Source organism: Ruegeria sp. AB9 (genome assembly GCF_056542585.1).
The window spans coordinates 46625-68998 of sequence record NZ_JBQGAA010000003.1 but is presented as its reverse complement, the minus strand read 5'-3'; the positions used below and the strand labels follow the sequence as shown (position 1 = coordinate 68998).

Genomic DNA, 22374 nt, shown 5'->3' with positions numbered 1-22374 from the left:
AGGCAAGGGGGGGCAGACCTTACAGTTCGCCTACGGCAATGCTTTTGATATTCGCCCACTGATCGTCCGCAGTTTTTGCGGTTGTTGGAACGTCCTTCAGAAAGGCCGCGCGGGTTTCGGCGTTCAGGAAAAGATACAGTTTGCCATCTGCAACTAGGTATTGATCCGGGTCACCGTCAAACTTCTTGCCGACCGACACGCCGAACGAGCAGAAGCCGCCGTGCTGCGGCAGAAAAGCCGCTGGGTTTGCTTCGAACGCCTCGAGGTTCGCGGCCGTGGTGAAGTAATAGGACGCACCGTCATAGGTCGCCGAGTGGGTGGCGAAGCCTTCGACCGGGTTGCCATCATTGACCAGTGCAACCAGATCGACCCCGTGTGCAGCCAGCGGCGCGCCTGCGGCCGAAATGCCGTTGGACACGTTGACTTCGTCGGCGGCAAAGGCTGGTGCGGACAGGGTGATGGCGGCTGCCAGGGCGGTGAAGACGAGAGATTTCATTACACGTTTCCTTTTTGGTTCTGGGTTCAGGTCGACCGGACCGTCGACCGATGAAACATATTTAGTCGATGATATTCGGACGCGTAATCGCAGTTAGGCCATCAGATCTTGCAGATCGTACAAGTAACTGAATGGTGTGAAGAATGCGTTCACTAAGCTTTGTTTGGTTTGTGTGAACTTCTGCCCGTATGGTGAAAGAGAGCCTGCAGGAGTGACCTCATGATCCGATTAGCCTTCTTCCTGATTTTCGCTGCCGGAAGCCTCGCTGCTCAGGAGGCAGTGCCACAGCCCCACGAAGCTGAGCCTCCGATGACCTATGAACGATTGGGCAATATTCTCTTTGCGCTCGATCCCGAAGCGGAGCCGAGTGGTCCCGGGTTCCAAATGACGGTGGCGGGCGTGCAGGTTTTGGTGATCACCGACACCAACGCGGATCGGATGCGGGCCATGGTCCCGATCCGTAGTGCCGAGACGCTTTCGGACGAGGATCTGATCCGGATGATGCAGGCCAATTTTGACAGCACGCTTGATGCGCGTTACGCGATTGCCAATGGCACTTTGTGGGCCGCGTATATCCACCCGTTGTCTCTGTTGAAAAAAGACCAGCTGATCTCGGGGCTGGCCCAGACTGTGAACATCGCCAAGACTTATGGCACCCTGTATTCTGGAGGTGCCGCGGAATTCGGCGGGGGCGACAGCACTGATCTGCAGCGTGCTCTGATCGAAGAGCTGCTGAAGAAAGGCGAGGAGATCTGACTTGCACCCGGAATTGTGTCTATCGTGACATCAGCGGTCTCTCTGAAAACGCGATTCCGGGCTTTCGGATCTGGTCGTCATAGACCCTAGATGGATACAGGAAAGCTGCTATAGTTTCTCCCCAGCGAAAAGGGAAAGTCGCGATACAACCCCAAAAAACAAAAGGGGACGCGGCTAAAAAATCCCCCAAGCCAACAGGGACAAAACTACATGAACAATCGTTTGAACAAAATCACCATCGTCGGTGGCGGTACGGCTGGTTGGATGACCGCGCTAATCCTGGACATGGTGTTTTCACGCACGTCAGGGCCCAAGGACCGCCCGCAAATCTGCCTGATCGAAAGCCCGAATATTTCTACCGTTGGGGTGGGCGAGGCTACGGTTCCACGTATGCCTGTCACGCTTCGTCAGGCAGGAATCTCAGAAAGGAATTTCTTTCGCGAGACCAATGCGTCTTTCAAGCTGGGTGTGAAATTCTGCAACTGGAACAAAGATGCCAAAGGCAATCGCATCGATTACATGAACCCCTTTGCCCACGGCCAGATGTTGGAAGGATTGGAGACCGCCGAATACTTCCTGCGCTTTGGTAACGGGGACCGGGATTTTACACAGTCCATCTCGCCGCATGATCATCTGGCCCGCCTGTGTAAGGGCGCGCGTCAGTTGGGTCAGCCCGAATTTGAGCAACGTTTCGGGTATGCCTATCATCTGGATGCCGTAAAGTTTGCGGGCATGCTCACCAGGATCTGCACCAAGCGTGGAGTGGAACATATCCAGGATGAGGTGCAAACGGTTGAGTTGGATGAACAGGGCAACGTCAGTCATCTCATGCTGGAGGCCAAAGGTCGCCATGACATTGAAATGGTCGTGGATTGCACCGGTTTCAGGGGGTTAATCATCAATAAGGCACTGGGTGAGCCGTTTTTGGATTACTCGGACTATCTGCCCAATGATCGCGCCCTGGCGTTGCAGATCGAGCATCCCGACCCGGAAAAGATCGAAAGCGCTACTCGGTCTACCGCTCTGGGTGCGGGTTGGACGTGGCGGGTGCCGCTCTATAACCGTGTGGGTACGGGTTATGTCTATTCGTCTGCGCATCGTACGGATGATCAGGCGGCAGACGAATATCTTGAATGGCTGGGTGATAGCGGCAAGGGTCTGACGCCACGTGTGATTCCGATGCGCGTCGGTCGCGTTCGCAATGCATGGGTCAAGAACTGCGTAGCGATTGGTCTGTCCGGCGGATTCATTGAACCGCTTGAGAGCACCGCGATCCATATGATCGACCATGCGATACGCTGGTTTGCCGAGCATCTGCCCACCCGGGATATCGAACCCTCACTACGCGACAGATATAATCGGCAGATGGACAAGCTCTATAACGAGGTTCTCGAGTTCATCTGTCTGCACTATCGATTAGGCAACCGAACGGATGACCAATACTGGATCGACGCGCGCACCGAGATGAAGGTGCCGGATCGATTGGCCGAAAACCTTGAACTGTGGCAGTACCGCCTGCCGATGGACCACGATATCGAGTTCGCTACGCTGTTTGACAGCCGCGTTTATCAGACCGTTCTTTTGGGCAAACAGGTTTATGATACAGGCTATGGTTCTGGCATCCGTGATCGTCTGAGGCCGTTGAAGAAACCTATTTGGTTTCAGGGTATGAAACGCGCGAAAATGGACCTGGCGAAGATTATTAAAACTATGCCGGATCACAAAACCCTGCTGCGCGATATTCGGGGGGAACTTGAACAACCTGCCTTTGGTATGGCGGCGGCAATGAAACCCACTGTGGCGATGCCGGGAGCGGCACCGGCGCCTGCGGTAATCGAGAACATGCCTGACTTTGCTGAAATCCAAAGCGGTAAGAAGGATTTGCAACTGTTCTAAAAGGTCTCTGCGCGTCGCGCGGGACGTATTTTGAAGAAAATGAAAGGCGGGGTCCAAGATCCCCGCCTTTATAGCTTTCAGCGCATCCTATAATTATGTAATGTAATCACATTCTAAACCCAGAGGCGAGCACATTGCAAAAGCAATTAAAGCAAGGCCACAAGACAGGGCGGAACCTGCGGAGTGACCTCAAGCGCCGGAAGCGACAGACGGCGCCAATGCAGGTTTACGACTCGCTTCCATCGGGATTGCGGCAGTGGTTGGCCTCGGCAAGCCTGCCGTGGAGCCCCATCTCGGCACAGAAAATCTGGAACCGAGCTGGTGGAGCGCGCAATCCGTCCGCAGCGCTGATGCGTCTGGATGAAATCGAACAGGCTATGCTGCGGCGCGATGCCGGGGTTTGGAGTGTCAAAAGCTGAACCGCGCACTCACCAAGACCCGCCGAACCTTGAAAACATGGGGTTTGCCCTTGCACATATCGGGGAATCCGCCTATACGCGCGCTGTCGATACACGGGCGGTCAACGTCCGGATGACGTTTCTGAGCAGGGCCGGGTCACCTCGGCCCTTTGTGTTTGTTTGCTCAGCGGCGCACCGGATCACGCCTGAAGACATCATGAAACAAGACCGGCGGAGACAACCGCTCGGCCAGCAAAAACGTATGTAAAGGAAAATGACGCCACATGGCTAACGCATCCATGGAGGAATTCGAAGCCCTCCTTAATGAAAGCTTCGAAATGGACACACCCGAAGAGGGTTCTGTTGTCAAAGGCAAGGTTCTGGCGATCGAAGCCGGCCAGGCCATCATCGACGTAGGCTACAAAATGGAAGGCCGCGTTGATCTGAAAGAATTCGCAAATCCCGGCGAAGCCCCTGAAATCGCTGTTGGCGACGAGGTTGAAGTTTACCTGCGTGCCGCAGAAAACGCCCGTGGCGAAGCCGTCATCTCGCGCGAGATGGCCCGCCGTGAAGAGGCATGGGACCGTCTGGAAAAAGCATATGCCGACGACCAGCGCGTCGAAGGTGCAATCTTTGGTCGCGTCAAAGGTGGCTTCACTGTCGATCTGGGTGGCGCAGTTGCGTTCCTGCCCGGTTCGCAGGTTGACGTTCGCCCCGTGCGCGACGCTGGCCCGCTGATGGGTCTGAAGCAGCCGTTCCAAATTCTGAAAATGGACCGCCGCCGTGGCAACATCGTTGTTTCGCGCCGCGCAATCCTGGAAGAATCGCGTGCCGAACAGCGTGCCGAAGTTATCGGCAACCTGTCCGAAGGTCAGACCGTTGAAGGTGTTGTCAAGAACATCACCGAATACGGTGCATTTGTTGACCTGGGCGGCGTTGACGGCCTGCTGCACGTCACCGACATGGCATGGCGTCGTGTGAACCACCCGTCCGAGATTCTGACGATCGGCGAAACCATCAAGGTTCAGGTCATCAAGATCAACAAAGAGACCCACCGCATCAGCCTGGGCATGAAGCAGCTGCAGGAAGATCCATGGGATCTGGTTGCTGCGAAATACCCGCTGGGCTCGGTCCATCAGGGTCGCGTCACCAACATCACCGACTATGGCGCGTTCGTCGAGCTGGAAGCCGGTGTCGAAGGTCTGGTGCACGTGTCCGAGATGTCCTGGACCAAGAAAAACGTCCACCCCGGCAAGATCGTTTCGACCAGCCAGGAAGTCGACGTCATGGTTCTGGAAATCGACGGCGCCAAGCGTCGCGTGTCTCTGGGCCTGAAGCAGACTCAGCGCAATCCATGGGAAGTGTTTGCTGAAACACACCCCGAGGGCACCGAGGTCGAAGGCGAAGTCAAGAACATCACCGAATTCGGTCTGTTCATTGGCCTCGAAGGCGACATCGACGGCATGGTTCACCTGTCGGATCTGTCCTGGGACGAGCGTGGAGAGGATGCCATCCAGAACTACCACAAGAACGATGTCGTTCAGGCTGTCGTATCGGAAGTTGATGTCGAAAAAGAGCGTATTTCGCTGTCGATCAAAGCCTTGGGCGGTGACAAGTTCGCCGAAGCCGTGGGTGGCGTGAAGCGTGGCTCGATCGTGACTGTCGAAGTGACCGCAATCGAAGATGGCGGCATCGAGGTGGAATACGAAGGCATGAAATCCTTCATCCGCCGTTCGGACCTGTCGCGTGACCGTGCAGAGCAGCGCCCCGAGCGTTTCTCGGTCGGTGACAAGGTTGACGTCCGCGTCACCAATGTCGACAGCAAGACCCGTCGTCTGGGCCTGTCGATCAAGGCACGCGAGATCGCCGAAGAGAAAGAGGCCGTGGAACAGTACGGCTCCTCAGACTCCGGTGCATCGCTGGGCGACATTCTGGGTGCAGCGCTGAAATCCGGCGACTAATCTCAAAGCGGATATCAAACATGATTTTCGGCCTCGCACGACAGTGCGGGGCCGTTTTTGTTGCGAATCAATAGTTTCCGATCAGCCGGGTTAAGCGGGGGATTGTTCGCGCAATAAGTGTGGAATTTGGCCTGACAAGTAAAATTTCGCGTGAGAATGTGGCAAAATAAAGCCTCAACACACAGAGTATCCGTTCCCCCCTTTCGGGTTTTTTCCTATACTGTCAAAACAGTAGACCTGTCACACCGGCTGCCTGGGAGGGTATCACGCATGATCCGTTCAGAATTGATTCAGAAAATCGCTGACGAAAACCCGCATCTCTATCAGCGTGATGTCGAGCGGATCGTGAACACCGTATTCGAAGAAGTCACAGATGCCATGGCGCGCGGTGACCGTGTGGAGTTGCGGGGCTTTGGTGCGTTTTCCGTCAAAAAGCGCGACGCGCGCGTCGGTCGTAACCCGCGCACGGGCGAAACAGTGCAGGTTGAAGAAAAATGTGTACCGTTTTTCAAAACTGGCAAGTTGCTCAGGGATCGATTGAACGGTAAAGCCTGACACTATGATGCGTTACCTTCGATATGCTTTCCTGGCGGCCCTCGGGATCATCCTGATTTCCGTGTCTCTCGCCAATGTTCAATCCGTTGAACTGAAACTGATGCCGGATGCTCTGGCCGAGCTTCTGGGCTTTAACCTCAGCACGTCACTGCCGCTGTTTCTGGTGGTGCTGGGCGGTGTTGTGGCTGGTTTGATCATCGGCTTCATGTGGGAATGGCTGCGGGAACACAAACATCGCCGCGATGCGTCCACGAAAAAAGGCGAAGTGCGCAAGCTTGAGCGAGAAGTCAAGAAACTCAAGAAAAAGCAAAACGAAGGTAAAGACGAAGTTCTTGCCCTTCTGGATGAGGCGAGCTGAGCCTAAACGCTATGTCTGATGTTCGGTTCAAAATCTGCGGTCTGACCGCCCCTGATCACGTGTGCGCGGCGAACGAGGCCGGCGCGGGCTATCTAGGGTTTGTGTTCTTTCCGAAATCGCCGCGCAATCTGACTGTTTCGCGGGCTGCAGAACTGGCACATCTGGTCCCTGCTGGTGTTGCCAAGGTGGCTTTGGTCGTGAATGCCACTGACGAGGAATTGGACGGCATCGTTTCAACTGTACCACTTGATATGCTTCAATTGCACGGCAAGGAGTCGCCCGAACGGGTAAGCGAAGTCCGGGAGCGGTTTGGGTTGCCGGTGATGAAGGCTATCGGAGTAGCCGAGGCTGAGGATCTAGCGGCAATCGATCTTTATTCTGAAGTGGCCGATCAACTGCTGATCGATGCGAAACCGCCCAGAGAATCGGAATTGCCGGGTGGCAATGGGTTGGCCTTTGACTGGCGGTTGCTGGCGGGGCGGAAATACTGGCAGCGACCATGGATGCTGGCCGGTGGCCTGACACCCCAAAACGTTGCCGAAGCAATCCGGATGACGGGCGCCCGTCAAGTGGATGTTTCATCCGGCGTCGAAAGCGCACCGGGTGTGAAAGATGTGGACCTGATCCGCGACTTTGCGACCGCTCTCGGGTGATCTGATACAGATCTTGCCGCGTATCCCTCGAAACGGAGGGATGGAGTATGCTGGCAGCAATCGGGGGTGTTTCCTTGAGACACTGGTACAATGCGCCGGAGTTTTTCTGGCGCGCAGGACAGGCCTATCGGCAGGCGAAGGGCGATCCGTTGTGCCTGCACGCTGCCGTTTTCAGGCAGGATGGCCTCTATTTTTCACTCAGTGTCTGGCATGACATCGAGGCGATGCTGACCTTTTCCCAGTCCGGCCCCCACAAACGTGTCGTGTTGGCGGTTGATCGTTTGGCAGATGTGAACAGGTTCCACCATTTTCCGTGCATCGGTGTGCCCACACCGGAACAGGCGATTCAGGTCTGGCGTCAGAATACGCAGGTTGTGGAATGATGCGTTTTGCCCATGGCAAATCCGGTCGCCAGCACCTATGAACAACGAATACGACGAGGGAGACACCCATGGCCAACGATCTTTTCAATTCCTTCATGTCCGGCCCTGACGAACAGGGGCGCTTTGGCATTTTCGGCGGGCGTTTTGTTAGCGAAACACTGATGCCGCTGATCCTGTCGCTGGAAGAGGAATATGACAAAGCCAAGGATGATCCGACCTTCTGGGCCGAGATGGATGACCTGTGGGCAAACTACGTTGGCCGTCCCTCGCCGCTGTATTTCGCGGAACGCCTGACCGAGCATCTGGGCGGTGCGAAGATCTACCTCAAACGCGATGAGTTGAACCACACCGGTGCGCACAAGATCAACAACGTCTTGGGCCAGATCATTCTGGCGCGTCGCATGGGCAAGACTCGGATCATTGCTGAAACCGGGGCAGGGCAACACGGCGTTGCGACGGCTACCGTATGTGCCAAGTTTGGCTTGAAATGCATCGTTTACATGGGCGCGCATGATGTGCAGCGTCAGGCCCCGAATGTATTCCGTATGCGTCTTCTGGGGGCCGAGGTGATCCCGGTGACCTCGGGTCGTGGCACGCTCAAGGATGCGATGAATGACGCGCTGCGCGATTGGGTGACCAACGTGCGCGACACGTTCTACTGTATCGGGACCGTGGCTGGCCCACACCCCTATCCGGCAATGGTTCGCGATTTCCAGTCGATCATCGGCAAGGAAGCGAAAGAGCAGATGATGAAGGCTGAAGGTCGTCTACCCGACACGATCATTGCGGCGATCGGCGGCGGTTCGAACGCGATGGGCCTGTTCTACCCATTCCTCGACGACAAGGACGTCAACATTATCGGTGTTGAGGCCGGTGGTAAGGGCGTGAACGAAAAGATGGAGCACTGCGCTTCGCTGACCGGCGGTCGTCCGGGTGTGCTGCACGGCAACCGGACTTATTTGCTGCAGGATGACGATGGCCAGATTCTTGAAGGCTATTCCATCTCGGCCGGTCTGGACTACCCGGGCATCGGGCCCGAGCATTCCTGGCTGCACGAGATTGGCCGCGCGAATTATGTCTCGATCACTGACAAGGAAGCGCTTGAAGCATTCCAGCTATGCTGCGCCACCGAGGGGATCATCCCGGCGCTGGAGCCAAGTCACGCATTGGCCCATGTGATGAAGATCGCTCCGAAGCTGCCCAAGGATCACCTGATTTGCATGAACATGTGTGGTCGCGGAGACAAGGACGTGCAGACCGTGGCGAAATATCTGAATTTCGACATGTCAGATACCGAAGGCCGTACGGCAGATTGATTGTGAACCGGGGCCACGTGCCCCGGTTTTTTTGTTTTCGCGCTGCGCAACTTGCGCAGCCCTGAACCCATCAACACCCATGCGAAACGTCCCGAGTTTCGAAGAAACGACGGATCGAGTAGTCAGAGCTGTGACGTATCCAGACGGCAGCGGACTTGCCTGTACGAAATAGAGTGTCACCAAGACGCAATCGAGAACAACGCGGAAGCCGGAGGATTCGCGGGGTTGCGGTGAAACTCAGATCGTTCCCCGTAAGATTGTTTCCCCTTTATCGGCAGTCACAAGTACTGTCAGTAACTGTTGCAATTTTTGCGATAAAGAAGAGATTTTGCAACCTGTACTCCCAGAGAATTTGAATTGCGTAGTCACGGCTCATTGAGTTGGATCACTGCGAAGACGCCTTGATAACACGGGATTTCGGGACGTTTTCTGGATTGTGTCGCCTGTACCCTGAGGTTTGTGCACGACTATGTGACCCGCACGCCAGAGTTGAATCTTTTCCCATTCTATACAGCGTCTCCGATTTGATTTAACTTTTGGCTAACTGGCGTTGTTGCGGCCGGTTCAGGGGAAGTCTCTATGAAGATGGGACAATGGATGACGCTGCTCGGGATGCGGTTTTTTGCCCCGAGCACCTTGGTGTTTAGCACCCTCGCGGTGCTGTGTAGGAGGTAAAATGGTTAGGTCCGTGGCATTGAGGCTGTCGTGCCTCTTTTTTCTGATTTCAGCGCTCGTGATCGGAAGCGTCCAAGAAGGTAAGGCTTTTGGTGGCCCTTCATTTCCTTTTCGCAGCATTGCCACTCCAAACGGCCAGCAGATTGTTTTTTCTAACTTGCAAGGCAGCCAGACAGCGTTCATGTCTTTGGGACTTTCCGGAGAGGTTCCAGGAGGGTCATTCTATTTCGCCGGCGGTGTTGATTCGAGCCTGCCTGCGATCACGCCAGGTGGGTTGGACCTTCTGGGATACCTGGGCGCGACCATTATCAGCCAGGATGGAGCGAATTCCACATATGCAACAGACGGGTATATCGGGATTACGTTTACCGCGCGCGAAGCAGTGGGCGGGCCTCTGTATCGCTATGAGATCGCGCTGTCCGGTGTGACGACAACCCAGATCATCAGCACGCGAGTATTGGTAGATACGACACAGCCCACGGCATCAATTGGAGCATTGACACCTACCGGCAGCGGTATTTTTCAGGCGACGATTACTCTCAGCGAGCCAAGTACGGATTTCGTTGTAGGAGACCTGGCATTGACCAACGCAACGGCCACTCTGTCCGGAGCTGGATCTATCTACACGGCTACGCTTACAGCCCAGGCAAACGGACTTGTTGAACTATCAATCCCTGCGGGAGTTTTCACAGATGCGGCCGGGAATACCAACCTGGCCTCTAACACCGTCAGTACAGTGTATGACGCAAGCGGTCCAACCGTGACGATTGGAGGTCTTCCGGCCAACTTCAACGGCCTGGACCCGATTAATGTCACCTTTACATTTTCCGAAGACGTTACAGGATTTAGCCCTGCGGGTATCTCGGTCACGAACGGTACTGTTGGAGCGGTTTCGGGAGGTCCGAGAATTTACTCTGCTACTGTTACGCCATCTGGCGCGGGCGACCTGAGCCTGATCGTATTGGCTGGTGCGGCAGCGGATTTGGCAGGCAACCCCAGTATCGCCTCGACTGAAGTGACAGTAGCAAACCAGATTGTCGTTGATACCCGGCGCCAAATTCAGGCATTTCAGAATGCCCGCACCAATAGCCTTGTGAGCAACCAGCCAAAACTGACCCAGTTTTTGCAGCGTTCAGGATCAGGCGTGCTGGATTCCTCTGTCACTCAGGGTTCGGGGCATCTGAATTTTGCCAGCGATCCATCGCGCCCTGTCTGGTTCAGTGTGACCGGCAACTGGAGCTCACAAGACGATTTTGACAGTTCCTACGCCTTGGCAGTTGTGGGGGCTCACCGTCAGATCAGTTCGAACCTGTTGATCGGTGCCATGCTTCAGTTTGACTACGCCGAGACGGAAAACGGCCCGGCCAGCGTGGACGGTACGGGCTGGCTGGTTGGTCCTTATGTCGTGGCAAAATTGCCCAATCAACCGGTGTATTTCGAAGGTCGCGTTCTTTACGGGCAAGCCGATAACAACATCTCTCCGCTGGGGACCTACGAGGACAGTTTCGACAGTGAACGCTGGTTGGTTCAGTCGCGCGTGACCGGTGAGATAAAGCGGGGAGCCCTGACGCTGATGCCATTGCTGGACGTGAGCTATGCCAGTGACGATCAGGAAGCTTATACCGACAGTCTGGGTAACCTGATCCCTCAGCAGGACTTTAGCCTGACAACAGCGCGGTTGGGTATCGATTTCAGCCACCCGCTGCAGGTGTCACGTGGTGAGATGATGTTGACGGGTGGGCTATCAGGGATTTGGAGCACGACCTCCGGTACTGGCACAGTTCCCGGCGTGACGCCGATTGGCGACACTGCCCGTGCCCGCGCGGATTTGGGCTTTGACTACCGGTTGGAAAACAACAGCTTGCTTACAGCAAACGTGTTCTATGACGGCATTGGCGAAAGCGATTTTGAAAACTACAGCATCAACCTGATCTGGCAAATGACATTCTGAACCAATGGCGAGACCGGATCGTGGATCTCCGGTCAGGCATTCGCTTTGTTCTGAAGCAAGATATCAAGCGGTACAATCTCAAGCGCACGTTGATGCGTTGCTTCCAGGTGAACCTTTGGAGCGCATCCTTCGTCATGAGCTTGTAAGAACCGGCTGGCACACAAGCACCAGCTGTCACCGTGTTTGAGGCCTGGAAAATCGAATTCGGGCCGAGCCGTGCTCAGATCATTGCCGACATATTTCGAGAAAGCCAGAAACTCGGCGGTCATCACGGCGCAAACGGTATGGCTCCCTTGATCCTCAGGGCAGGTATTGCACGCACCATCCCGAAAAAACCCGGTCAGAGGATCGCGTGAGCAGGGCGCCAGAACGCCGCCGAGTACATTGATACTGTCTTGCTTCTGCATGAAAACACCTTACAGGCTTTCTGCGATCTTGCGGAACATTTCGATATTCTGGTCGTTCACGCCTGGGTCACGGAACCGTCGGTCAGCGCCGGTTGACACAATCAGAACGCCACGAGGTTGGTTGAAATAGATGTATTGCCCATACACGCCTCGGGCCAGAAACTCACCCTCATGGGCCCCGCGTGGGATCCACCACTGGTACCCATACCCAATCTTCCCCTGAGCGGTCGGGGCGCTGGGTTGAGTTGCTTCGAATATCCAGTCGGCGGGCACCACTTGCCGACCGTTCAATTCCCCATCTTGCAGGATCATTTGTCCGAACCGTGCAAAGTCACGTGTCGTGAAGTTCAAACCGCCCAGAACGAAGGCGACACCAGCGCCGTCAGTGACATAGTACCCGTCACGCTCAAGGCCCAAGGGCTGAAGGATTTTTTCCGTCAAAAGATCCGCGACACTGCGACCAGTCGCTCCGCGTATCACCATGCCCAATACATGCGTGTCTATGGAAACGTATTGCCAGGTTTCACCGGGGCGCGCGAAACTGTCCTGCAATGAGGCTGCAAAATCGTCCAGTTCACCTCCCAGGGCAATCACACGACCCATCCTGTTGATGTCAGATTTCGGGTCCAGATAATCTTCGTCAAACGTGACGCCGCTGGCCATGTTCAGAACGTTCCGAATTGTCGCCGTGTCATATGCGCTGCCTGCAAGTTTGGGGGCGTACTTGACGACTGGATCATCCAATGAAGCGATTACGCCCTCATGCAGGAGAATGCCGAAAAGCGCCGAAAGATAGCTTTTTGCCACTGACCACGAAATCCGGCGATCATCGGGACCGGTGCCCAGATAGTATTCCTCGAACCGAATCTTGCCGTCCTGCATGACCAGCAAAGAGGTGACAGAGCGTTCATTGATCCAATTGTCGGTGCCTTCAGGAAGATCAAAACCTTCGCCGTAAGACAGTTCCCATGTTGGGGCGTTTCCGCGCGGCAAATCCACGGTCAGAAATGCCTTGTCCATGTGCGAAAAATTATGAACGATCCTGTCCTCTGAAAACAATGAGTTCACTGCCATCAGGCGCTGTAACTCTTCGCGTTTCCAAAGCCCAACGGCAGCGGCGGCCAGAGCCAACGCCAGCACAATGCGCAGAATCCACTTCAGTATGGATCTCATCGCAAAGCCTCCCTTGTTGATAGGTATTGGAACGTGGACGCCCTGTTTTCGCAACGCCTACGTTACGGAAAGAGGGCACGGTGCTATTTGAACTTGTCCAATAGCTTTTGCATGGCAGATCGTTCGTCGACCTGCGGTTCGGGGGGTGCCTTTGGCGCGGATTCAGCTTTCGGAGCAACTGTCTTTGACGACCGAGGCGGCGCAGTGCGCAAAGCAACCGCGTTCATGAATTTTCCACCGTCATCCTGTGCCAAATGAGGCGCTCCGTCCGAAATACCCCGCAGAACGTTGTCGAGCCAATCCGCTTCGGATTTCGCAAAGTCGTTCAGGACATAGGCCGAGACCATTTCCTTACGGCCCGGATGCCCGATTCCCAGTCGCACGCGGTCATAGGCAGCCCCGATATGGTCGTGGATTGAGCGCAGGCCATTATGCCCGGCGTGACCGCCGCCCGCCTTGACGCGCACTTTGCCTGGCGCAAGGTCTAATTCGTCATGGAACACGACAACATCAGTGGAGTCGAGCTTGTAGAAACGCATCGCTTCACCCACGGATTGACCCGACCGGTTCATGAAGGTTTGTGGTTTCAACAGCAGGATCTTCTCAGGCCCCAGACGGCCTTCTGACAGTTCGGCCTGAAACTTGGATTTCCAAGGTCCAAACCCATGATCATCTGCAATTCGGTCCACGGCCATAAACCCGATATTGTGCCGGTTCCGGGCGTATTTCTGACCCGGGTTTCCCAATCCGACAAAGAGTTTCATGATCGTACTCCGCCTCTGTAGCCTTGAGGCCATGTGATGCCCGGAAATGCGCTGGAAATCCAGCCAGGCCCGAACGTCTTGCAAATAAAAAAACGGGGCTCGTTAGAACCCCGTTTCAAAATCCGGAAGTTGGGTCCGGATTTATTCTTCTTCTTTGCCGACGACTTCGACTTCATCGACTGCAACTTCACCTTCTTCACCTTCTTCGTCGTCGCTTGTGGACAGACCAGTTGGTGCCGAGACGTTTGCGATCACGAAGTCACGGTCGATGGTCGGTTTGGTGCCTTCAGGCAGGTTAACCGACGAAATGGTGACAACATCGTTGATGTTCATTCCGGTCACATCGACGGTGATCTTCTCAGGGATATCACCGGCGGTGCACATCAGTTCGACTTCCGGGCGGACAACGGTCAGAACGCCGCCCTTCTTGATGCCGGGGGCTTCATCTTCGTTGATGAACTCAACCGGGATGAACAGTGCGATCTTGGTGGTGCGGCGCAGGCGCATCAGGTCCAGGTGGGTCGGCAGGTCTTTGACGACATCACGCTGAACGTCGCGGCAGATGACGCGAACGTCTTCGTGGCCTTCGACCTTCAGGTTCCACAGGGTCGACTTGAAGCGGCCGGCTTTCAGACGCTTGAACAGTTCATTGAACGGGATCTGAATCGCCAGCGGATCTTTGTCGCCGCCAAATACAACACCCGGAACCATGCCTTCGCGGCGTGTTTTACGAGCGGCGCCCTTGCCTGTCCCCGTCCGTTCCAGAGCTACGAGATCAGGAATCTCTCCAGCCATGATAATTCTCCAATGTTAGGGCGGGTATCCTCCAAGGCTGTATACCCGCGTGAAGCCGCGTCCTTATCCCGATTCACTACGATTGGAAAGGGGTAATTCATACCTTGTTGTTTTGCGGGGGCCTGCCTCGGGTTCCGAGGTGTTTCCGGCCAGATGAATGAAGAATCCCACGTTTCATCTGGCCATAAATTTCTAGTGGGAAGGAGCCGGGAACCTGCGGCGGGAGCAAGGTCTCCAAATACTCTGTTGGTTCAGTCTTGCCAACGGCCGCCGAAATCCTCCGGCACCAGAAGGTTATGCCGTCCCAATGTATCAACAGACTTTTCACCGCAAAGCGCCATTGTCGTATCAAGTTCCTTTTGAATCACCTCAAGCGCCGTAGTGACGCCCTTCTGACCCATTGCGCCCAAGCCATAGATAAATGCGCGGCCGACATATGTCCCCTTGGCCCCCAGAGCCAACGCCTTGAGGACGTCCTGACCCGACCGGATACCGCTGTCCAGATGCACTTCGATATCATTTCCAACGGCATCCATGATTTCGGGCAATACCCGGATCGAGCTGAGCGCGCCATCGAGCTGACGTCCGCCATGGTTTGACACCACAATGGCATCTGCCCCCAGTTTGGCCGCCATTTTCGCGTCGTCCGCGTCGAGGATACCTTTCAGGATCACCTTTCCGCCCCATTGTTCCATAAGTTCTTCGACTTTGGTCCAGTCCAGGCTGGGGTCGAACTGCTCGGCGGTCCAGGCCCCGAGAGAGGATGCGTCCGAGATACCGTGCACATGCCCTACAATATTGCCGAACTCTCGCCGCTGAGCCCCCAGCATTTCAATGCCCCAGGCCCATTTGGTCATCAGGTTCGCAAGGGTTTTTGCGGTCAGTTTTGGAGGGGCAGAAAGGCCATTTTTCAGGTCTTTATGCCGTTGGCCCAAAATCTGCAAATCCAGGGTGATCACCAAGGCTGAACATTTGGCGTCCTTGGCCCGCTGAATAAGGCGGCTGACGTAGTCGGTATCCTTCATCGTGTAGAGCTGAAACCAAAACGGTTTGTTAGTGTGCTCTGCCACATCTTCGATCGAGTTGATCGACATAGTTGAAAGGGTGAAGGGAACACCAAACTCTTCTGCAGCTTTTGCGGCCTTCATCTCTCCGTCCGCATGCTGCATCCCTGTCAACCCGACCGGAGCCAGCGCAACCGGCATCGAGACATCCTCGTCAATCATTTGTGAGGCTGTCGAGCGTCCGGACATATCAACAGCAACCCGTTGGCGCAGGCGGATTTTTTCAAAGTCGGAACTGTTTTCGCGGAAGGTCTGTTCAGTCCAGCTTCCACTTTCGGTATAATCGTAGAACATCCGGGGTACACGACGTTCGTAGATGCGCCTGAGGTCTTCGATATTGGTGATCACTGGCACGATTGCTGACCTCCCGGTTTCACTGGTTAGTTTTTCTTACCAATGCATTTCCAAGGCTGCAATGATCTGATCTGGTGCCCGGCAGTCAAAAAAAAGGTCCGCGGCAGAAAGTTCTGCGGCGGACCTTTTGTTGTGTTGATGTGCCTGCCGGATCAGACGCTGTGCGCGCCATCCGAAAGGGACTTAACAAAATCCAGCACTTCAGCGACCGGCTTGCCTGCGCCGATCTGGCTGACGATTGCCGAGCCAACGACAGCGCCGTCTGCTACCGAAGCGATGTTGCGGGATTTCTCGGGGGTGTTGATGCCAAAGCCCACGATCACCGGCAGTTCGGTCGCGGCTTTGATGCGGGCAACCTCGGGGCCGACATCCTTCGCCTGAGCTTCAGCCGCGCCCGTGATACCTGTGATCGAGACATAATACACAAAACCAGATGTATTCTGCAGAACACGCGGCAGACGTTTGTCATCAGTAGTGGGGGTTGCCAGGCGGATGAAGTTCAGGCCCGCTGCCTGCGCGGGCAAGCACAGTTCTGCGTCTTCTTCGGGCGGCAAGTCCACAACGATAAGACCATCGATGCCGGCTTCTTTGGCGTCGGCCAGAAATGCATCTACGCCCCGGCTGTAAATCGGGTTGTAATACCCCATCAAAACAATTGGCGTTGTGTCGTCTGTTTCCCGAAACGCACGTGCCAGATCCAGTGTACGCTGCAACGTCATGCCGCCATCCAGCGCGCGCTGACCGGCAGCCTGAATTGTAGGGCCATCCGCCATCGGGTCGGTGAAGGGCAGACCCAGCTCGATAACATCCACCCCGGCACCCGGAAGACCTTTGACCACTTCAAGCGAAGTGTCATAGTCGGGGTCCCCTGCCATGATATAGGCGACAAATGCCTTTTTACCTTCGGCTTTCAGGGCGGCAAACTTTGCGTCGATACGGGTCATCGGATGTCCTTGCACTCGGGTTTCGACCCGTGTGCAGAAACTTTGACCGAAAATCAATCCCGCCAGGGCAGGAATAGATCAGAAGCCCAGATGATACCGTAGCAGCACGGCATTGACACCTGGGTTGTCATCGTTGGTGCTGGCGTTCGATTTATGCGTGATCGCAACCGAGATGCTGTTGTCATTGTTCAGGTTATATCCAAGACCCAAAAGACTGCGGATCTGGAATTCTCCGCCCAGGTCATTGTCATCATCATTGGAATTGAAGTAGCCGGGCATAACACTGCCTTCGATAAACCAGCGCTCGTTCAGCGAATACAGGCCAATCAGGCCCGCGCCGATATGTGTGTCCCCGTTTCCATGAACTGACAGCGCGGCCCCCCATCCAGCGCTGAACCGGGCTGCCTGATGAAACGGCCTATGCTGATATTCGAGTGAAAAAAGCCCTTGGTCATCGGATCCGCTGTCAGAAAAGTCTGCGTATCCAGCGCCGAAAACTACAGTTTGGGCTTGAGCTGTCGCATATGTAGATGCCGTCAATGCGGCCGCAAGAAGAAGGTGTTTCATAGTGTTCTGCCGATACTATTCGCGTTGTTCAATGCTAACTGGTTATCGTAAGGTCTTTTTTTCAGTTCCACCAAGAACACGTTTTTTGAACGTTTTTGTGATGTGGCGAATTGGACTCACTCAAAGCGGCTCCAGCAATTGCTTGCGCATCGATGCGGACCTGCATAGAAGCTGCGTTCGTATTCTATGCAGGAGGCCATCATGGGCTTTAAAATGGGAATCGTGGGTCTGCCGAACGTGGGCAAGTCGACCCTGTTCAACGCGTTGACCAAAACCGCTGCCGCGCAAGCCGCGAACTTCCCATTCTGCACCATCGAGCCCAACGTTGGCGATGTGGCCGTGCCGGATGACCGGCTGGACAAACTGGCAGCAATTGCCTCGTCGAAACAGATCATCCCGACACGGATGACATTCGTGGATATCGCCGGTTTGGTGAAGGGCGCCTCGAAGGGTGAGGGGCTGGGCAACCAGTTTCTGGCCAATATTCGCGAGACCGACGCCATCGCCCATGTTCTGCGATGTTTCGAAGATGGCGACGTGACGCACGTGGATGGCCGCGTCGATCCGGTTGCTGATGCCGAGACCATCGAAACCGAGCTGATGCTGGCCGATCTGGAAAGCATTGAAAAGCGCCGTGCCAATCTGGTGCGCAAGCTGAAGGGCAACGACAAAGAGGCGCAACAACAGGAGCGCCTGCTTGCCGAAGCGCAGGCGATGCTGGAAAACGGCAAACCTGCCCGGTTGGTTGACGTGTCAGATGAAGACGCCAAAGCATGGAAGATGCTGCAACTTCTGACCACCAAGCCTGTACTGTACGTCTGTAACGTGTCCGAAGAAGAAGCCGCTGAAGGCAACGAATACTCAGCCAAAGTTGCAGAGATGGCTGCCGCCCAGGGCAATTCTCATGTCATCATCAGCGCCAAGATCGAAGAAGAGATCAGCCTGCTGGAAGACGACGAAGCGCAGATGTTCCTTGAAGAAATGGGTCTGGAAGAACCCGGCCTCGACCGTTTGATCCGCGCCGGCTACGACCTTCTCAAGCTTGAAACCTATTTCACCGTTGGCCCGAAAGAAGCACGTGCGTGGACCATTCGAACCGGCACAGCTGCACCGCAGGCCGCTGGTGTGATTCATGGCGATTTCGAGAAGGGTTTCATCCGCGCCGAGACCATTGCGTATGACGACTACATATCTGCCAATGGCGAGCAGGGCGCCAAAGAGGCGGGCAAGATGCGGGCTGAGGGTAAGAGCTACATCGTCAAGGACGGCGATGTGATGCACTTCTTGTTCAATACGTGAAAGCAGAGTGCCTGGGCCTGGCTGAGCACCTGATGGGTTGTGCTTTGCCAAGGCCAAGGACTGGTGTGAGCCCAATGCAGAAGTCTTCAGTTTTTTGCTGCGTGCGCTCGCACTCAGAGTTTCTCTGTGCCAGCTATAATCGGGAGGCATCCGGCAGACTGAAAACCGGCCCTTGGGGCGAAAAATCGCTTTGAAACAGGTGTCATTTGCCAGCAACTATATCCCCCTCACGCGACCAAATGGGCAATATAGAGTGGCGTGACGTTTACCCAGTCTCGCGAACTCCACGTGCCCTAACGGCGAGCAACGGCAATTGTCTCAAACAGTGGCTTCAGCTGCTCTTCATAGTTGCGCCACTTCTCTTTTGAAGAGGTGTATAGCGGTTGACGCACCTGTTGAACGCTGGCAGTGCGGACACGGCGTTTGCTCTTGTGGAATTCAAGACAAGCGTCGTCCCAATCCAATCCACAATATTCGATCAGACGACGGGCTTCGGTTTCGATATCGTCAATCAGCGCTTCGTATTGCACGTTATGAAATGCGCCGTCGGGCAAAACATCGCGCCAGTGATCCATGAGGCGGCTGTAGTTGTTATAGTAGCGACCAAGCTCAACAAGGTCATAGCTGTGAAACTGGCTACGTTCGAACAGCCTGGTATAACAGGACAAACAGGTGTCGAACGGGTTCCGCGCAACGTGGATGATTTTGGCGTTGGGCATTAACCCATGGATCAACCCGACAAGCTGAAAGTTGGCGGGCATCTTGTCAACTATATGCGGCATGTCGGGCGCGTGCCGGGTTAGAGCATCGACATAATCGTGTACTCTTCGTCTTAGCTTATCACCGCTCGTGGCCCTAATAGCCCTTGGCACATTGCTGATTGAATCGCCAAGCCGCCCGAATATGTTCTGCAAGTCGTTCAGTTCGCCTGCTCCGAATACTCTTGGATGAGCATTCAGGATCGACTCGGTCAGCGTCGTGCCCGAGCGCGGCATCCCAAGCACAAAGATCGGTCGGTCAGTTGCGATCGCATGCTCTCGTAACCGCTCAATCATGGACTGGTCGAAAGTTGCAATCAGATCGTCTGTCAGACGGTCGGTTTCCGCCGGATCGTAGTCCAAGATCGAACGCTTGATATCAGCGCCTCGTTTGAACTGTGCAAAGGCATCCTCATAACGCTGTAGTTTCTCGTAACACTCGCCCAGCGCATAATGAAAAGCAGTTGCCTTTTGCGGAAGCATTGAAGATGCGCCTGGCAACGCTTCTTCCAGCCTTTGGAAAACGGGGTTGTCCGGTGTGACCGTTTCCAGTTTTGCCAGCGCGATTGTCACGCTCAAAGTGTCGGTTGTCGTATTAGCGGCCTGTTCGAAATGTGCGCGCGCCTCGTCAAAATTACCACGTTCGATTTCCAAATGCCCCAGCGCCATACGACTGGATGACAGGTCGGGTTTCAAGGCCAGCGCTTTTTTGTAAAAGTCGATAGCTGCGCCGGTGTCGCCAAGATGTGCCTTGGCCAGTCCGATCTGATGACAGGCCGCTGCACTTTCCGGGTCCAGCCTTAATGCGTGCTCTGCTTCGATCAACGCCAGGTTCGGGTGGCCTTTTTCAAATAGAACCTGCGAGAGCCCAACATAGCTATCCGCCTTGTCGTCTTTCAGCGAGATCGCATTCCGAAACGCGTTTTCCGCCTTGTCCAGATTGTTCTCGAGCAAAAATACCCGTCCAAAGTTGCGATGCAATTCTGCGTCACGAGGGGACCTCTCGAGGTGTGCATCCGCCGTGCTATGCGCCTCAGCAACTTTTTCGGCCTCTATCAGGACCGAGATCAGATTGTTGGCGGTTTCAGACGAGTCTGGATTGATTCTCAGCGCTTTGCGATAATGCGCCGCTGCCTTTTCCAGATCCCCGTTGTCACGCGCGATGCTTCCGAGATTGTTAATGGCCCGGTCGAACTCCGGGTTCAATGCCAAAGCCCGTTCTTGTGAGGCCTGCGCCTCGACCAGGTTCTTCCTGTCGTAATGGACCAATCCCAGGTTGGAGTGCGCGGCGGCGCTCCCCGGTGCAAGACGGACGGCGCGTGTTCCAATTTCGGCTGCCTTTTCCAGTTGACCTGCGGATCGAAGAATCTCCGTGAAATTGGTCAGGAAAAGGACATTGTCGGGCTGTTGCCGGACTGCCTCTGCCATTGCCTTCACTGCAGGCTCGATCTGACCTGTCTGGAAACCGATCAAGCCCAACATCTGATGGGCCTCGGCGAATTGAGGAACTGCGCGGATGATCTCAGAAAACAGTTTCACAGCCGGCGCTAACTGACCTTTCTGATAATGGGCCATACCGTACTGAAAGGCGTCCTGGGCCGACATTTGCTTGCCTTGAGGCATTTTGAGAACTCCAATCTGCAGTGTGGCTTGGCGGTCAGTTTTGCCACCACATAAGCACCTAGAACAATCGCGGCGGCTCGTCCATGCCCAGCAGACACTCCGAGAACAGCGATGATCGACTGATTACAGGCTATTCCGTACCTGAATGTCTATTCGTCTGTTTTCGCTCGGATTCAGGCTCGGGCTGAACCGTTGCTTTGGGTAGTGACGGGTGTTTCTGGTCTGCTCAGCTTCACCTTTGATTTGGTAATGCCAAGCCGTGGCTGTGCCGTTTCAGCCACGGGTGGCGCATTTTGAAGTATGTTCGGGCTTTGCCCTATGGTCATTTCAAAATTGTACACATTGTTCAAGCTGAGCAGGTGTTTCGGGGAAGTCGGAAATGAATAATAGCGCTTTGGAGCGCGCGATGGAGTGTTGGTCGCGTGGCGAGCATCACCTCCTCGGTGTTCCTAGCGTCTGTGTCCGGGCTGTCGATTGGGGTGGCGACAGCGGATGTCATTTCAACGCCGCAAAAAACGCGCGAAACTGCCAATACTGACCAAGACCATGCGATCACGGCGACGGGGGTCGCCAACCTGACGACAAGAGACGGCCCGGCAGTGGTAATCGATACCGATTAATCGGGTGTGTTCTCCAACAATGGTCTGTTTCCAGCCCCTCTGCCGGGTCTTAGTTTGGCACCGGTCTGGCATCGGTCGATGATCTGGAAGCAACCTGCCAAATCGTGAACAACAGCACGATGGAAATCAATGTAAGTGGCTCAAGTGTCGCCGTTGCACAAGACATCACTTTGGATCGGCAGGTCGCCGGTACTGTGGCGAATACCGACGCGATACGAGTCGACGTGAATGGCGGTGTGTCTGTCGCGTTTGCGGCAGGGATCGACATCTCTTCGGTTGCGACTTCAACTGCACCAGTCCAAAATTCCGGTTCAATTGCTGCGACGGCAATCACCTAAGACAATGACGCCGTATCCTGCGGTCTTAGTTCCGCCGCCGATTTTGGTGGAGCTTTCTCAACGACCAATTCGATCATGGCGTCGGCAAGTTCCGACCCTGACAACGCTGATGACCATGGTGTCAAGGTTGAAGGCGACATCACAGGAGATGTGTCTAACAGCGGGAGTATTGTTGCGTTTGCCAGCGGTCGAGTTTTCTGGTTCGGCTCTGGGGTTTCACATTCGGGGGGGCTAAAGTAAAGCGCACCGGGGCAGGTCTCGCGCGGTTTC

At 55.1% G+C, this 22374-nt stretch carries 22 protein-coding genes; 13 read left to right on the top strand and 9 right to left on the bottom strand.

Annotated features, from left to right (window positions below; all coding sequences use genetic code 11):
* Positions 1 to 19 precede the first annotated feature (19 nt).
* Complete coding sequence (locus ACR0K5_RS09345; protein WP_480629434.1) at positions 20 to 496, bottom strand: YHS domain-containing (seleno)protein; 477 nt, start codon at positions 494 to 496, stop codon at positions 20 to 22.
* 219 nt (positions 497 to 715) lie between these two features.
* On the opposite strand from ACR0K5_RS09345, the gene ACR0K5_RS09340 reads away from it, so the two are divergent.
* From ACR0K5_RS09340 to ACR0K5_RS09295, 10 genes are all read left to right on the top strand, one after another.
* On the top strand, positions 716 to 1252 hold the full coding sequence (locus ACR0K5_RS09340; protein ID WP_480629433.1) for a hypothetical protein: 537 nt from the start codon (positions 716 to 718) through the stop codon (positions 1250 to 1252).
* 210 nt (positions 1253 to 1462) lie between these two features.
* Entirely contained in the window at positions 1463 to 3148 is a 1686-nt protein-coding gene (locus ACR0K5_RS09335; RefSeq protein ID WP_480629432.1) for a tryptophan halogenase family protein, read from the top strand.
* A 134-nt stretch (positions 3149 to 3282) separates the two neighbouring features.
* On the top strand, positions 3283 to 3567 hold the full coding sequence (locus ACR0K5_RS09330) for a DUF6525 family protein (RefSeq protein WP_480629431.1): 285 nt from the start codon (positions 3283 to 3285) through the stop codon (positions 3565 to 3567).
* A gap of 263 nt (positions 3568 to 3830) precedes the next feature.
* Entirely contained in the window at positions 3831 to 5507 is a 1677-nt protein-coding gene (gene rpsA, locus ACR0K5_RS09325) for a 30S ribosomal protein S1 (RefSeq protein WP_480629430.1), read from the top strand.
* A gap of 270 nt (positions 5508 to 5777) precedes the next feature.
* On the top strand, positions 5778 to 6062 hold the full coding sequence (gene ihfB / locus ACR0K5_RS09320; protein ID WP_050603110.1) for an integration host factor subunit beta: 285 nt from the start codon (positions 5778 to 5780) through the stop codon (positions 6060 to 6062).
* A gap of 7 nt (positions 6063 to 6069) precedes the next feature.
* A complete protein-coding gene (locus tag ACR0K5_RS09315) occupies positions 6070 to 6420 on the top strand; it encodes a LapA family protein (protein WP_480629429.1) in 351 nt (116 codons plus the stop codon).
* Between the two features lie 11 nt (positions 6421 to 6431).
* Complete coding sequence (locus tag ACR0K5_RS09310) at positions 6432 to 7073, top strand: phosphoribosylanthranilate isomerase (RefSeq protein WP_480629428.1); 642 nt, start codon at positions 6432 to 6434, stop codon at positions 7071 to 7073.
* 47 nt (positions 7074 to 7120) lie between these two features.
* Complete coding sequence (locus tag ACR0K5_RS09305; protein WP_480629427.1) at positions 7121 to 7456, top strand: hypothetical protein; 336 nt, start codon at positions 7121 to 7123, stop codon at positions 7454 to 7456.
* 68 nt (positions 7457 to 7524) lie between these two features.
* The gene (trpB, locus tag ACR0K5_RS09300; RefSeq protein ID WP_480629426.1) at positions 7525 to 8772 is read left to right on the top strand and encodes a tryptophan synthase subunit beta; all 1248 of its coding nucleotides are present in this window, start codon (positions 7525 to 7527) and stop codon (positions 8770 to 8772) included.
* An 856-nt stretch (positions 8773 to 9628) separates the two neighbouring features.
* On the top strand, positions 9629 to 11398 hold the full coding sequence (locus tag ACR0K5_RS09295) for an Ig-like domain-containing protein (RefSeq protein ID WP_480629425.1): 1770 nt from the start codon (positions 9629 to 9631) through the stop codon (positions 11396 to 11398).
* 32 nt (positions 11399 to 11430) lie between these two features.
* Here ACR0K5_RS09295 and ACR0K5_RS09290 read toward each other — a convergent pair whose 3' ends face one another.
* The 7 genes from ACR0K5_RS09290 to ACR0K5_RS09260 form a co-directional block, all read right to left on the bottom strand.
* A complete protein-coding gene (locus ACR0K5_RS09290; protein WP_480629424.1) occupies positions 11431 to 11805 on the bottom strand; it encodes a DUF2237 family protein in 375 nt (124 codons plus the stop codon).
* 9 nt (positions 11806 to 11814) lie between these two features.
* Positions 11815 to 12978 carry a serine hydrolase domain-containing protein gene (locus tag ACR0K5_RS09285; RefSeq protein WP_480629423.1) on the bottom strand — a complete coding sequence of 388 codons (1164 nt, stop codon included), beginning with the start codon at positions 12976 to 12978 and terminating at the stop codon, positions 11815 to 11817.
* Positions 12979 to 13061: 83 nt separating this feature from the next.
* The gene (gene pth / locus ACR0K5_RS09280) at positions 13062 to 13742 is read right to left on the bottom strand and encodes an aminoacyl-tRNA hydrolase (protein ID WP_480629422.1); all 681 of its coding nucleotides are present in this window, start codon (positions 13740 to 13742) and stop codon (positions 13062 to 13064) included.
* Positions 13743 to 13883: 141 nt separating this feature from the next.
* Positions 13884 to 14537, bottom strand: a complete 654-nt coding sequence (locus ACR0K5_RS09275) for a 50S ribosomal protein L25/general stress protein Ctc (RefSeq protein WP_480629421.1) — start codon at positions 14535 to 14537, stop codon at positions 13884 to 13886.
* A gap of 251 nt (positions 14538 to 14788) precedes the next feature.
* Complete coding sequence (locus ACR0K5_RS09270) at positions 14789 to 15955, bottom strand: alpha-hydroxy acid oxidase (RefSeq protein ID WP_480629420.1); 1167 nt, start codon at positions 15953 to 15955, stop codon at positions 14789 to 14791.
* Positions 15956 to 16107: 152 nt separating this feature from the next.
* Positions 16108 to 16899: a tryptophan synthase subunit alpha gene (trpA, locus tag ACR0K5_RS09265; protein WP_480629419.1), complete on the bottom strand. Its 792-nt coding sequence runs from the start codon at positions 16897 to 16899 to the stop codon at positions 16108 to 16110.
* A gap of 78 nt (positions 16900 to 16977) precedes the next feature.
* A complete protein-coding gene (locus ACR0K5_RS09260) occupies positions 16978 to 17466 on the bottom strand; it encodes an acyloxyacyl hydrolase (RefSeq protein WP_480629418.1) in 489 nt (162 codons plus the stop codon).
* 201 nt (positions 17467 to 17667) lie between these two features.
* On the opposite strand from ACR0K5_RS09260, the gene ychF reads away from it, so the two are divergent.
* Entirely contained in the window at positions 17668 to 18765 is a 1098-nt protein-coding gene (ychF, locus tag ACR0K5_RS09255; protein WP_480629417.1) for a redox-regulated ATPase YchF, read from the top strand.
* 293 nt (positions 18766 to 19058) lie between these two features.
* Here ychF and ACR0K5_RS09250 read toward each other — a convergent pair whose 3' ends face one another.
* The gene (locus ACR0K5_RS09250) at positions 19059 to 21146 is read right to left on the bottom strand and encodes a sulfotransferase (protein WP_480629416.1); all 2088 of its coding nucleotides are present in this window, start codon (positions 21144 to 21146) and stop codon (positions 19059 to 19061) included.
* A gap of 422 nt (positions 21147 to 21568) precedes the next feature.
* Here ACR0K5_RS09250 and ACR0K5_RS09245 point away from each other — a divergent pair, with 422 nt between their 5' ends.
* Both ACR0K5_RS09245 and ACR0K5_RS09240 read left to right on the top strand, forming a co-directional pair.
* On the top strand, positions 21569 to 21766 hold the full coding sequence (locus ACR0K5_RS09245) for a hypothetical protein (protein WP_480629415.1): 198 nt from the start codon (positions 21569 to 21571) through the stop codon (positions 21764 to 21766).
* Positions 21767 to 21885: 119 nt separating this feature from the next.
* Positions 21886 to 22104: a hypothetical protein gene (locus tag ACR0K5_RS09240; protein ID WP_480629414.1), complete on the top strand. Its 219-nt coding sequence runs from the start codon at positions 21886 to 21888 to the stop codon at positions 22102 to 22104.
* Positions 22105 to 22374: the final 270 nt, after the last annotated feature.